Raw genomic sequence first — 11,703 nt, 5'->3', positions numbered from 1 at the left:
CTGACGTGACGAGCCGTAACAATTAGCTTGACTGTTTTCCCCCATTATGAAAAAGTAGACAGGAGGGGCGTTTATGATAACGAGGGCCATAGCTTTCTTCAGAACCGGCATATGGGAGATGTCGCTCAAGGACCGCCCGGCGGTCACCATGTACGCCATCCGCTGTGTCCGGGTCGTCATGCTTGCCATCCGTACCTACATGAAGCATGACTGTTCGAGGATAGCCACGGTACTCACCTATTATTCGCTGCTCAACGTGGTGCCGCTGGTTGCAGTCGTCTTTGCCATGGCCAAGGGTTTTGGCTTAAAAAAGGTTGTAGTCAAACAGATCGCTGACATGGCCGACAAGGCACACTGGCAGGCGAACGTCACGGACCAGATCATCGGCTTTGCCGATTCGGTGCTCAATCAGGCCAAAGGCGGCATCATCGCCGGGGTCGGGGTGGTATTGCTCCTGTGGACCGTAATTTCCATCCTTGGAAAGATAGAGGACTCGTTCAATACTATCTGGGAGGTAAAAAGGCCGCGGACCCTTGTGAGGAAGTTTACCGACTATCTCGCAATCATGATCCTTGCCCCCGTGCTTCTTGCCATCTCGAGCAGCGTTACCATAGCAGCGACCGGCCAGATAAAGGTTATCGTGCAGAGCATCAGCCTCTTAGGGATGTTCAGCTCGTTCATATTCCTCCTGTTGAAGCTACTTCCCTACTTCACCATCTGGTTTTTGCTTACTGCCCTGTACCTGATTATGCCGAATGAGAGGATCCCCGTGCGCTCAGGCATCCTGGGTGCTGTTGTCGCAGGCACCCTTTTTCAGATTGTCCAATGGGTCTACATCAAGTTTCAAATAGGGGTGGCGAGCCAGGGCGCTATCTACGGCAGTTTCGCTGCTCTGCCGCTCTTTCTCGGCTGGCTGCAGACAAGCTGGATGATCATGCTTTTCGGGGCCGAGATCGCAAGCGCCGGTGAAAACGAAGAGACGTTCGGTTTTCACCCCGACTATTCCCGGTTAAGCGACGCGCAAAAGAAGATTCTCCTGCTCCGAATCTTCCACCTCATCGTCAAGAGGTTTGCAGCGGGAGAGAAGCCCGCTACGGCGCGGGAAATCGCCCACAACCTCGAAATCCCGTTTTCCTTTGTGAGGGAGATGCTTGCCGATCTTGCTTTAATCGGCCTTGTGGCCGAGATAGCTAAGGGGGTGAGAAAGGACGCTTCGTTCCAGCCCGCCTTGAGCATTGAAGACATCACTATCAAAAAGGTGCTCGACGCCTACGAGAACAGGTGGGGCAATACGCTCCCCGAGGCGCGCTCCGATGAATCGAAAAAGATTTCACTCTCCATGCAGATGATCTCCGAAGCCATGGCGGCCTCATCGGCGAACGTGAAGCTAAAGGACATATGACGATTGCCGCCTTGGCGCCTGAGATTTGCGGGGCGTCTACCCATCAGCCGGCGGAGCACGATTCTCAACAAGCAGGTCGGGGATAGATAACGACGATTCCGGGCGTCAAGCGTATGAGATGCGCTTTAACTCACCTATGGTCTGGTATATAATAAGGCGTCTTCAGGAGAAGTTTGGATTGACGCGACGGTAACGACGGCACCATAGAGAGGCTTACATGCGAAAGAACAGAATGGAAGTTCCAGTAGTCGGCTTAATAGAGGGGATAAGATCAGAGACCGAAGACCTGCTCGTGGTCGAAGAGCCCATGGAGATATTCTTAAACGGGAGCCCCTACTATCTTACCATGCGCATGCCCGGCGAGGAGATGCCCCTCGCTTTGGGTTACTGTTTTACCGAGGGTACTATAGACTCAATCGACGATGTGGCGCTCGTAAACTACTGCCAGGAGGAGAAGGGCAATCGCGTGGAGATTACACTTGATGAGGCGAGAATGGCCACCCGGGGCCCCACCATAAAACAGAAGCGTCTAACCACTTATTCGAGCTGCGGCATATGCGGCAAAGACATGATAGAGGATATCCACGTGGCGCTGAAAAAGCGTGAAAAGACCGTGACGATCGATACCGACAGTATGGAACTGCTTCGAAAAACTGTCGAAGATCATCAGGAAGTCTCTCGCTTGACGGGCGCCACACATGCCGCGGCGCTCTTCAACCGGCATTTGAAACTTCTCTCGTTTTCCGAAGACGTGGGAAGACATAACGCGCTCGACAAGGCCATAGGCAATCTCGTATTCGTGAAAAAGGTGCAAGAGGCCGCCATTGTCTTTCTCACTTCAAGGTTAAGTTATGAAATGGTCCAGAAGGCTGCCCGCCTTGGGGCCGAGATCTTGATAGGCATGTCGTCGGCCACATTGCTCGCGGCAGAGCTCGCCCAATCCATAGATTTGACGCTCGTCAAGTTCTCAGGGAGGGGGCGTTTTAAGATCTATAGCGCCCCCGATCGCATTATCATGTAACGACACTCGCAGCGCGCAGGAATAGCCTCGTTTTGAGCTACGCCCCTGTCGTTTTCATCTTGTTCTGGGTTTTCTCGCAGGAAAGACGGAAATCTCCGGTCTGTCTTGGAAGAGCTTCGAAACCCCTGTTAGTATCTGCGCGGGCCCCTTCCCCGGGGTTTGTCCTTCTGCGGACGGGCCTCATCGACCTTCAAGGTACGTCCCATGAACTGGGCGCCGTCCAGCTCCTTTTTCGCCTTTTCGGCATCTGCTTGCGTGGCCATTTCAATAAACCCGAAGCCCTTGCCTTCGATGATCCTGATGTCCCCGACCTGACCGACACCTGAGAATAGCTCTTTTAACTGCTCGCTCGTTACAGAATAGCTTAAATTCCCGACATACAGTTTGCTGCCTTCCATGCTTGCCTCCGTGCGGCTTTCATTAATGGTTTATGCTTCTTGTGGGGATAGAAGAAGATGCATGCGCTTAGGACCTATCCCATTCGAAACACACTATAGTGCGGAAGAGAAAAGAACCCGGAAAGAATAAAATCCCTATACCCCGCTATAGTGGGGAACCGATCCATATACCTATAATAATTCAATTCCATGGGATTGACAAGGGGAACATAGCGTTTGCCCGCTTTAATCGAAAAAAAAGCTGGATAGAGCCTACTTCTCGTCAAGAACATTGCGTATCTCGGTAAGCAGGGTGTCGACCTCCACGGGTTTATATAAGAGACGGATGTCTTTCTCTGATATACCCTTTTTTTCAATAAAATCAGAGGCATAGCCGCTCATAAACATGACTTTCAGGTTACCGTCCCTGTTTCTGATTTCTTCGTAGGCATCCATGCCGTTCTTTTTCGGCATGATAATGTCGAGGATGAGTAAGTCGATCCTCTCCTCATGCTCTATGAACCGTTCTACCACTTCCTCGCCGTCTGCGGCCTCGATTACCTTATATCCGTAGCTTTCCAGGATCTCTCTGATAAACTTCCTGATATCCTCTTCGTCCTCCCCTATGAGGATGGTTTCGCTACCTCCCACCACATGAATGGCCCTGGCAGGCTTGACCTCCTCGAGATCGGAGAAAACGATGGGAAGATAGATTCTGAAGGTTGAGCCCTGATTGAGCGCGCTTTGCACGTTGATGTAACCGTTCTGTTGCTTCACAATGCCGTAAACCGTGGCCAGTCCCAGCCCCGTGCCTTTTCCCACGTCTTTTGTGGTAAAGAACGGCTCGAAAATCCTCTCTATGGTCCTTTCATCCATCCCCATGCCAGTATCTTCGAACGAGATAAGGGCGTACAGGCCCTTCCTACCGAATGCGTGAGCCTGTATGAATGCATCGTCCATGTCCATGATGTCCGTGGAAACGGTGAGTCTTCCCCCTTTGGGCATGGCATCGCGGGCATTCGTGGCCAGGTTCATGAAAATCTGGATGATTTGATTGCTGTCGGCCATGACAATCAAACCGTCGCCGTGTAATTTCACCACAAAGTCGATGTCCTCACCGATCAATTTTGATAGGAGCTTTTCCACGCTCACGATGGTTTCGTTGAGGTCCGTGGGTTTGGGATCCACGGCCTCTTTCCTGCTGAAGGCAAGCAGGCTTTTGGTAAGGTTTGCCGCCCGCTCCGCCGATGTTAGGATGTTGTCGATATATTTTCTGAGAGATTCCTCTTTTCCGAGCCGCATCTTCAAAAGGTTCGCATAGCCCATGATCGCGGTGAGGATGTTATTGAAATCGTGCGCCACTCCTCCCGCGAGCTGGCCGACCGCCTCCATCTTCTGCGCCTGGAGGAACTGTTGCTCAAGTTTCTTGCTTTCCGTAATATCCGTAAAGATGTTGAGGACCCCCGTTGCCTCCTCCCATTCAATCTTTACAGAATTATTGAGAATCCATTTTGCCTCACCCTTACTGTTAACGATCCTGAAAGGGTATTGAAGCACCACATCTTCCCTGTTCAGCGTGTTCTGGTAGAAGTCAAGGACCATATTCTGGTCTTCGGCATGAACGATATCGGTGAGCAGCCTGGCTTTCAGCTCTTCCTCGGAAGAGTCTAAGATGTTAAGTGCCCTTTGATTAATAAAGACGATCTTTTCGCGGATGACCACCATGACGCCTTCAGAGGCATTTTCCACAAGCAGGCGGTAACGCTCCTCACTTTTTCTTAACTCCGCGGTTCGAATCTTTACCTGTCTTCTCAGCGACCACGTCCACCCGAGGATAGCGAGCAGAAGGATGCCGATGACAGAGAGGCTGAAGAGAAGAAACTTCGCTTTCGCCTCCCAGAGCATTCTATTGTCATAGACTGCGCTGCGAACTACGCTTTTTGCGCCTTCGTAGGACCCGTTGGAAAGGCCCCGTTCTTGATTAGAGAGAGTCAATGCGCTTGCATGCTTGCCGGCCATAGTGGCTAAGATCGCGTACATTGCAAGCAAGAGGATGAAAAGAAATATCGTTCGAACAGGGGAAGAGCGAAATATTGTAGGAGACCGTGGTTGCATTATCGGTTTTTTGTTTTCAAGTCTCAGTATTCGGATGGCCCTGATTTTCCTTACCGTAACTCGTGAGCACGTCCGACGCCTGCTGCCCGCCACTAAACTTATACCATCTGGAAATGGCCTTGACAACTGAAAAAAGAGCACCCGGCAAGAAATCGAGTGAAGGGGCTACGCTCGTTTCTCACCGTGATAACGACGGGTCGGGTCCGGTTTTAGAGAATCATGGGTGAGACACGAGGGCGGGCTCACCTACGTGAGCTCTATATAGCCCTGTTCCGCCTGGGATTTCACGCAGAGCTCGAGATATCTTTTGACGGTCCTTCTGGGCCCGTATGCCCCCGAGTGACCGTCACAGAGGATGTCGGCATCAAGGGCCTCAAGTTTCCGGACAGAGCGCAGCCAGCTTACGGGGTCACAGTCGAACTCTTTGAGGAGGGCCGCACCGATATCCTGGGCGAAAAGAATTCTCTTGCGGTCGATGTCAGCGTACAGGGAGATTGAACCCGGCGTGTGGCCCGGGGTCAAAAGCCAGGCGAGCCTATTTAAACCGAAAATAAGAAACCCCTCATCTCCCTTGAGTTTCGTGTCCACGTGAAGGGGCTTAAAATCGATGTTGAAACAGAAGGCAGCGGTGAGCCGTTGGTCCGCTTGTTCGGCGATTACGGCATCCAATTCGTGCATGATAAGTCGCGACCCGAGATGAGATTTGAACAGATGCGCGCCGCCCATGTGGTCCACGTGACAGTGCGTAAGAACGATGTTCTTGATAAGCGCCGGATCAAACCCTAACCGTTCTATATTTTTCAAGATCTTCTCGAAGGCGAACCCCGAGCCGCAGTCGATGAGCACGGGCTCGCCGAGATCGATAAGATAAACAGCGCTGTCGCGTGGATCGGTCATATCGGGACCGGCCACACGGTAAACTCTCTCATGAATACGCTCCTGCCGCATCAATATAATATGCCATAATTTGGGCCCGATAGTATCCGATAAAGCGGTCGATGCACGAGGAATATGTATCTCTTCTCGTTTTCACGCTAATTGTGCTATGATAAGTATCATGCTCAACAAGAAACAATACGAAGATTCCTCACGATTCGATGCCCGCGTCTATCTCAACGCGAAGTTCAAGACGAACCCGCACTCCTGGTCCAGATGGATATTCGATCAGTTGCCGCAAAGACAAGGCATGAAGATCCTCGAACTCGGCTGCGGAACCGGTCTTGTCTGGCTCGCAAACAGGGACAGGATTCCTGCAAGCTGGGACATTTCGCTTTCCGACTATTCCGAAGGCATGCTTGAAAAGACACAACACAATTTATCGAGGCTCACCCGCAATTTCTCCTATCATGTGGTCCACGCGGAACATATCGGTTTTGAAGATGATCGCTTTGATGTGGTCATGGCCAATCTGATGCTCTACCATGTGGAAAACAGAGCCAGGGCTCTGTTGGAAATCAGGCGGATAATGAAGAAGGACGGCCTCTTCGCGACGACAACATACGGCGATGACAACATGCTTGAACTCAATGTCATCTTTCATCGGTTTCTCGAGGGTATGGGCAAATCGCCGGTAAGAAGAAAGAACCCTTTTTCGCTTGAAAATGGACGTGAGCAGCTAAGTCACGTATTCGGCAATATTGAGCTCAGAAGATATGAGAACGCCCTGGAGGTCAATGAGATCGATCCGATCGTCAATTATTTTCTGTCTCTCAATGATATGTTCGACGATACGGTCATGCTCGGGGAAAATGATGCAGAGGCCTTCAGGGAATATTTGAAGAAGATATTCAACGAGCGAAAAAGTATTCGTGTAACCAAAGACACCGGTATGTTTCTCTGCACCCCCTGACGTAAATCAGGTCCCTCTCTTTGATCGTGCGAGACTGCGCAGGACCCCTTTCCCTCACGCGTAAGGTTTCTCTCGGCCGGCCGTAAGACTTCGAAAAATCCCTGATGGATAATTTCTTAAGGCACAACCGTGAGCAGGCCTTCCATTCCTCTATCCCGATGGCTCTTGAACAGGGGGAACTTTTTGTCGCAGTAGAAGATGTAATCACCCGTCTGAGTGGGAGTGAAGGTGATTGTAGCCGGTTCCGTACTCAATTCCTGAGAGATGTCTATGCCCGCTTCAGGGGCTTTGAGAATAATGTCATGAGGAGTGACCCCCGGTTCCTTCTTTATCGTCATTTCCACGGGCACGTTCGCCTTCACGGTGATCCGGCTCGGGTCGAAGAAATAATTGCCGGCCGTGATCTGAACGCGTTGCACTCCGTCCGGATCAACTACCGCAACGAACTGTTTTCCCTGGCCCCACACTGATACGACGAGAAAAACCGTTACAATACAGGTGAGGACGAATGCCCTTTGTATGCCCATATGGCCCCCTTAGGTCGAAAGCGGCGACTCATATGATTTCTAATGCTTAAGATAGAGCGTGTCAAGATGGACATTTTGTGTGCTCCGCAGGGACTTTACTCTGGTTACCGACTGCTGACACACAGAAAAGACTATGGTAGAATGGCACATGCGCATGAAAAGAGCTTGTGGGGAGTGCACGTGATCGGTCAGTGCCTGCGATTGAATCGGGGCTATGCAGTCTGTTGTCTCGTCCTCTGCCTTTTGGTCTCAGGCGCGGTATGCCTCACGGAGCGCTGCCGCGCTCAGGGAGATAGCGACGTGACGGTGATTTTCTCAAACGGCAAAGGACGCGAGTTGTGCCGGTTCAGAGCGGAGCTCGCCATGACGGACGAAGAGCAGATGCGCGGACTCATGTTCCGCAAGAACTTATCACCTGATTCGGGTATGCTCTTCGTGTACAGGGATGACGACACGCGTTTCTTCTGGATGAAAAACACCTATATCCCCCTGGATATGGTCTTTGTGGGTAGTGACAGGCACGTCAAGCATGTGCACTACAGTGCTAAGCCCCTTGATGAGACGCCCATAAGCTCCGAGATTCCCGTCCAGTACGTGTTCGAGATCAAAGCGGGCAGGGCAAGAACATGTAACATCCGGACAGACTCCGTGATAGAGATCGAGCGGAGCCCGCGCTAAGCCATATCCCCTTCATGACCCGTCGGCCTGCAAGGTTTTCCACAAAACCTGTGTAAAACCTGTTGAAAAATTGTAGAAAGCGCACTGTAAGTCTTTAAAGATTCTAATTTTTTCGCAATTTAGGTCTTTGCCCGGTGTTTCGAAACAGGCTGAATTTATTGAAGTATTTCCTTAGCTTTCTTCTTTTATGCACGTTTTCTATAACCGAAATCGATCCGGAAACTGCCAATCTTTTTATAAGGTTCCCCACGGCGCGATTTGGCCGGCGACTGCGCCCGCCTGTTTCAAGGTTCTTTAGCGTATGGACAAAAAGATTGTAATCCGCACCCATCTGGTTCAAATGGATGCCGAGTACCGGCTGTTTCAAGATTACCCCTGGAAAATCGAATATGTCTGGTCCTACATTTCATTTGACCGTGAGGTCAATTAGTGATACCTTTTTCTCAAGAAAAACCAACAAACGAGCAGGCTCACGCTCTATCGATGAGCTGCAAATCGATTGTACAAAGGGGACTTACCGTGGACATTGAAGTGAAGAAAATAAAAAAGAGCAAGATAGACAAGATCAACTTTGATAAGCTCGAATTCGGTGTGGATTTCTCCGATCATATGTTTACCGTGCATTATGCCGGGGGCGCATGGGGTACACCTGCGATTATGCCCTACGGCGAGATCAAGGTAGAGCCGAGCCTGTGTTCGCTTCATTATGGACAGGTGGTCTTTGAAGGCCTCAAAGCCTTCAGGACGGTGAACGGTAAGATTAACTTGTTTCGTCCCGACAAATATCACGAGCGTTTCAACAGGTCCAATAAGCGTCTCTGCATACCTTTTATCCCGTATGAGCTCTTCATTGACGGCATCCGGGAACTCGTGCGCCTGGATCAGGCCTGGATACCCGACAAAAAAGGCTGCTCCCTCTACATACGCCCCTTTGTCTTCGCATCGGATAACTTTCTCGGCGTCAGGGTGTCCTATACCTATAACTTCATGATCATTACCTCGCCCGTGGGCGCGTACTACAAAGAAGGCATCAATCCGGTCAAGCTCATTACATCGGGCGGATACGTCCGCGCAGTCAAGGGCGGGTTAGGAGATGTGAAAACGCCTGCCAATTACGCGGCGTCTCTTCTGCCAGGTGAAGAGGCGAAGAAAAAGGGCTTTACACAGGTGCTCTGGCTTGACGCCGCAGAGAACAGATATATCGAGGAAGTGGGCACCATGAATATTATGTTCGTCATCGACGGCAAACTTATTACGCCCCCACTTGAAGGCTCGATTCTGCCGGGCGTGACCCGCGATTCGGTGATTTCTCTTGCAAACCACTGGGGCGTGACGGTCGAAGAAAGACAGATCGCCATCGACGAGGTTTTTGCCGCAGCCAAAAATAACACCTTAGAGGAAGTCTTTGGAACCGGCACTGCAGCCGTTATTTCTCCAGTGGGATGGATCCACCATAAAGGCGAAATGATTACCATACACAGCGGTGAAATCGGTCCTTTGTCGCAGAAACTCTACGACGAGATTACCGGCATGCAGTACGGCGAAAAGCCGGATCTCTTCGGGTGGTGTCTTACCGTCTGAACCGCGCGATATGTCGGCCGATCCTTTCCGGTTAAGAGGCAACATTCCGGTCGGAGATATCCATGATTGAAATCTGGATACTCTGCGGATTTGCATTCACCGCCGGTTTCATCGATTCGGTGGCCGGAGGAGGGGGGCTCATACAACTCCCGGCGCTCCTCGTCTTTATGCCCCAGCTATCCGTGGCCACGCTTCTCGGCACCAATAAATTTGCTTCTATCGCCGGTACCTCCGTGGCGTCTGCTCAGTACGCGCGCCACATCGAAATCCAATGGAAAGCCACCCTTCCTGCCACGTGCGCGGCACTCGTTTTTTCGTTCGTGGGGGCGAGAGCGGCAAGCATCATCGATCCTAAGGTCATGCGGCCACTCGTCCTCTTCATGCTCGTGGCAATCGCATTCTACACCTTCATACAGAAGGATTTCGGTAACCTGCACGCCCCGAGACTGAACGCGGCAAGGCAGTACGCCGTGAGCATCTGTATGGGTGTGGTGATCGGTTTTTATGACGGATTTTTCGGACCAGGCACGGGCAGTTTTCTCATCTTCATCTTCATCGGGGTCTTCGGGTTTAACTTTCTTGCCGCCTCAGCCTCTTCCAAGATCATCAATTTTGCCACAAATTTGTCAGCCGTGCTCTACTTCGGATTTACCAATCACATATTTTACAAAGCAGCCGTTTTCATGGCGCTTTGCAATATGCTCGGTTCTTTAGCGGGGACGAGACTCGCCATTCTCAAAGGCAACCGGTTTGTGAGAGTCTTCTTTCTGGTCATGGTTACGGCTTTGATTATCAAGGTCGGATATGATGTGTTTCACTGATAGGGTATCTCACTCGCATAGACTATTATGCGGACTTTTCAAAGAATGAAGAGTGCGGGTTCGGTATTGTCGTCAGAGCCGGACTTATGGTCTCAAGTGTGTCACTGCGACGCATCCCTGTGCTCGCACATATACTGGAGCAGGATGTCGTCTGTAAGTTTGAGCCGACGAGCGAGCTCACGTGCGATATTCATCATGAGAAGAACGAAGAGCTCCACGTCATCGTGTCTCAACTTAAGGAGAGACTGCCTTGAGAGAGCCATTACCTCGCTTTCTTCGAGGGCTACGGCAGTGGACGTGTGCCTTTGCATGGCCATCAGAGAGGCTACGCCGAAGCAGGCACCGGCCGTTAAGATAGTCTTTTCAAGATTGACCTCTCCCTGACCGATCAAAAGACCGATCTTCCCGTTTCTCACGATGTAGATGTATGATGGCTCGTCCCCTTTTTGAAAGACATACTCTCCTTTTTTGAACACGCCTGTCTCAAGCCTTTTGAAGATCTTGTCGCGTTGCTCTTCGGAGACACCGCCCCATATCGCGATTTCCGATAGAATCGGCAGAACGGATTGAATGTCTTCCAGTGGTCTGAACTTGTTCATGGAGGACTATGGTTTGTCAGGTCTGTGGAGGACATATGTTACGTGTACTTTTTCCTGAGCTCGGAGAGTTTCACGAAGTGTTTGCGTTCCTCATCGATAATCTTGTCCACAGCATTATGGTATTTCTGAGCGATAAATCGCTTAGCCTCTTGATAGTAAAGGATTGAATCGGCTTCCCGCTTGAGGGCAAACGTAATGGCCGATAAAGTATCTTTCCCCGTGGAAATCGCCTCGCCTTTCACTTTATCCGTAAAGATCACTTTACCGTCAATGTAGTCGTTGAGGTAGGAAACGTACTCACCGTCATATGTTTCTGCCGGTGGCAGCGTCTCTATCCCGGAGAGCATCTGCTGGAATACGGCTTTGTGCGTGACCTCCTGGCCTGCAAGGAAGAGAAAGAGCTCACGCACATCTTTATCCTTCACGGTTTCAGCTACCTTGCGATACAGGGTTTCCCCGTCCTCCTCCACTCTTATGGCAAATTGAATGATGTCATCGGCGTTGAAAATCTTCATGTGGCTCTCCTTGGACTCAAGTTTCTTATTCGGAAATGCAATTCTTGCCGCTACTCTTCGCCCGATACATTGCTCTATCGGCTGCCTGAACGAGCGTCTCGGGTGTCTGGCCGGCCTTCATCGCCGCTATCCCCATGGAAAGCGACGGGTGAAAGACATCCTGATTGCCGCAGGGAATAGGAAGCGCCTCATCGAGCGCCTGTTTAAGCCTCTCTGCG

13 protein-coding genes are annotated in these 11,703 nt (G+C 51.0%); 6 read left to right on the top strand and 7 right to left on the bottom strand.

The annotated features are described in order from the left end of the window. Positions 1-73: 73 nt before the first annotated feature. Together VMT62_02725 and fdhD are read left to right on the top strand one after the other, a co-directional pair. Positions 74-1,402 carry a YhjD/YihY/BrkB family envelope integrity protein gene (locus tag VMT62_02725; GenBank protein HVN95318.1) on the top strand — a complete coding sequence of 443 codons (1,329 nt, stop codon included), beginning with the start codon at positions 74-76 and terminating at the stop codon, positions 1,400-1,402. Between the two features lie 217 nt (positions 1,403-1,619). Continuing rightward, the gene (fdhD, locus tag VMT62_02720) at positions 1,620-2,423 is read left to right on the top strand and encodes a formate dehydrogenase accessory sulfurtransferase FdhD (GenBank protein HVN95317.1); all 804 of its coding nucleotides are present in this window, start codon (positions 1,620-1,622) and stop codon (positions 2,421-2,423) included. 128 nt (positions 2,424-2,551) lie between these two features. Here fdhD and VMT62_02715 read toward each other — a convergent pair whose 3' ends face one another. From VMT62_02715 to VMT62_02705, 3 genes are all read right to left on the bottom strand, one after another. After that, on the bottom strand, positions 2,552-2,821 hold the full coding sequence (locus VMT62_02715) for a hypothetical protein (protein ID HVN95316.1): 270 nt from the start codon (positions 2,819-2,821) through the stop codon (positions 2,552-2,554). Between the two features lie 252 nt (positions 2,822-3,073). Further along, positions 3,074-4,819, bottom strand: a complete 1,746-nt coding sequence (locus tag VMT62_02710) for a response regulator (GenBank protein HVN95315.1) — start codon at positions 4,817-4,819, stop codon at positions 3,074-3,076. Positions 4,820-5,161: 342 nt separating this feature from the next. Beyond that, positions 5,162-5,827, bottom strand: a complete 666-nt coding sequence (locus tag VMT62_02705; protein HVN95314.1) for an MBL fold metallo-hydrolase — start codon at positions 5,825-5,827, stop codon at positions 5,162-5,164. Positions 5,828-5,972: 145 nt separating this feature from the next. Between VMT62_02705 and VMT62_02700 the strand changes: the two genes are divergently transcribed. Further along, positions 5,973-6,764, top strand: coding sequence for a class I SAM-dependent methyltransferase (locus VMT62_02700; protein HVN95313.1), 792 nt, complete (start codon positions 5,973-5,975; stop codon positions 6,762-6,764). 116 nt (positions 6,765-6,880) lie between these two features. Here the strand turns inward: VMT62_02700 and VMT62_02695 are convergent, their stop codons facing one another. After that, on the bottom strand, positions 6,881-7,291 hold the full coding sequence (locus tag VMT62_02695; protein ID HVN95312.1) for a cupredoxin domain-containing protein: 411 nt from the start codon (positions 7,289-7,291) through the stop codon (positions 6,881-6,883). A gap of 141 nt (positions 7,292-7,432) precedes the next feature. Here VMT62_02695 and VMT62_02690 point away from each other — a divergent pair, with 141 nt between their 5' ends. The 3 genes from VMT62_02690 to VMT62_02680 all read left to right on the top strand — a co-directional run bounded on the left by VMT62_02690 (position 7,433) and on the right by VMT62_02680 (position 10,371). Beyond that, the gene (locus VMT62_02690) at positions 7,433-7,969 is read left to right on the top strand and encodes a DUF192 domain-containing protein (GenBank protein HVN95311.1); all 537 of its coding nucleotides are present in this window, start codon (positions 7,433-7,435) and stop codon (positions 7,967-7,969) included. Between the two features lie 519 nt (positions 7,970-8,488). Beyond that, positions 8,489-9,550 (top strand): branched-chain amino acid aminotransferase, encoded by a 1,062-nt coding sequence (locus VMT62_02685; protein ID HVN95310.1) that lies wholly within the window; start codon positions 8,489-8,491, stop codon positions 9,548-9,550. 62 nt (positions 9,551-9,612) lie between these two features. Further along, positions 9,613-10,371 carry a TSUP family transporter gene (locus VMT62_02680; protein HVN95309.1) on the top strand — a complete coding sequence of 253 codons (759 nt, stop codon included), beginning with the start codon at positions 9,613-9,615 and terminating at the stop codon, positions 10,369-10,371. 101 nt (positions 10,372-10,472) lie between these two features. Here the strand turns inward: VMT62_02680 and VMT62_02675 are convergent, their stop codons facing one another. From VMT62_02675 to VMT62_02665, 3 genes are all read right to left on the bottom strand, one after another. After that, the gene (locus VMT62_02675) at positions 10,473-10,970 is read right to left on the bottom strand and encodes a cyclic nucleotide-binding domain-containing protein (GenBank protein ID HVN95308.1); all 498 of its coding nucleotides are present in this window, start codon (positions 10,968-10,970) and stop codon (positions 10,473-10,475) included. Between the two features lie 38 nt (positions 10,971-11,008). After that, positions 11,009-11,485 (bottom strand): ferritin family protein, encoded by a 477-nt coding sequence (locus VMT62_02670; GenBank protein HVN95307.1) that lies wholly within the window; start codon positions 11,483-11,485, stop codon positions 11,009-11,011. A 25-nt stretch (positions 11,486-11,510) separates the two neighbouring features. Further along, the coding region (locus tag VMT62_02665) for a diguanylate cyclase (GenBank protein HVN95306.1) at positions 11,511-11,703 on the bottom strand (193 nt) is incomplete at its 5' end.

It is taken from the genome of Syntrophorhabdaceae bacterium (assembly GCA_035541755.1).
In the GTDB taxonomy this organism is placed as follows: Bacteria; Desulfobacterota; Syntrophorhabdia; order Syntrophorhabdales; family Syntrophorhabdaceae; genus PNOF01.
The sequence above is the reverse complement of the archived record's forward strand: the minus strand, read 5'-3'. Positions and strand labels throughout refer to the sequence as shown.

Bases quoted from the DNA above. Each gene is read 5' to 3' on its own strand.
- VMT62_02725 (HVN95318.1), top strand. From the start codon at position 74: ATGATAACGAGGGCCATAGCTTTCTTCAGAACCGGCATATGGGAGATG.
- fdhD (HVN95317.1), top strand. From the start codon at position 1,620: ATGCGAAAGAACAGAATGGAAGTTCCAGTAGTCGGCTTAATAGAGGGG.
- VMT62_02715 (HVN95316.1), bottom strand. From the start codon at position 2,821: ATGGAAGGCAGCAAACTGTATGTCGGGAATTTAAGCTATTCTGTAACG.
- VMT62_02710 (HVN95315.1), bottom strand. From the start codon at position 4,819: ATGGCCGGCAAGCATGCAAGCGCATTGACTCTCTCTAATCAAGAACGG.
- VMT62_02700 (HVN95313.1), top strand. From the start codon at position 5,973: ATGCTCAACAAGAAACAATACGAAGATTCCTCACGATTCGATGCCCGC.
- VMT62_02695 (HVN95312.1), bottom strand. From the start codon at position 7,291: ATGGGCATACAAAGGGCATTCGTCCTCACCTGTATTGTAACGGTTTTT.
- VMT62_02690 (HVN95311.1), top strand. From the start codon at position 7,433: ATGGCACATGCGCATGAAAAGAGCTTGTGGGGAGTGCACGTGATCGGT.
- VMT62_02680 (HVN95309.1), top strand. From the start codon at position 9,613: ATGATTGAAATCTGGATACTCTGCGGATTTGCATTCACCGCCGGTTTC.
- VMT62_02675 (HVN95308.1), bottom strand. From the start codon at position 10,970: ATGAACAAGTTCAGACCACTGGAAGACATTCAATCCGTTCTGCCGATT.
- VMT62_02670 (HVN95307.1), bottom strand. From the start codon at position 11,485: ATGAAGATTTTCAACGCCGATGACATCATTCAATTTGCCATAAGAGTG.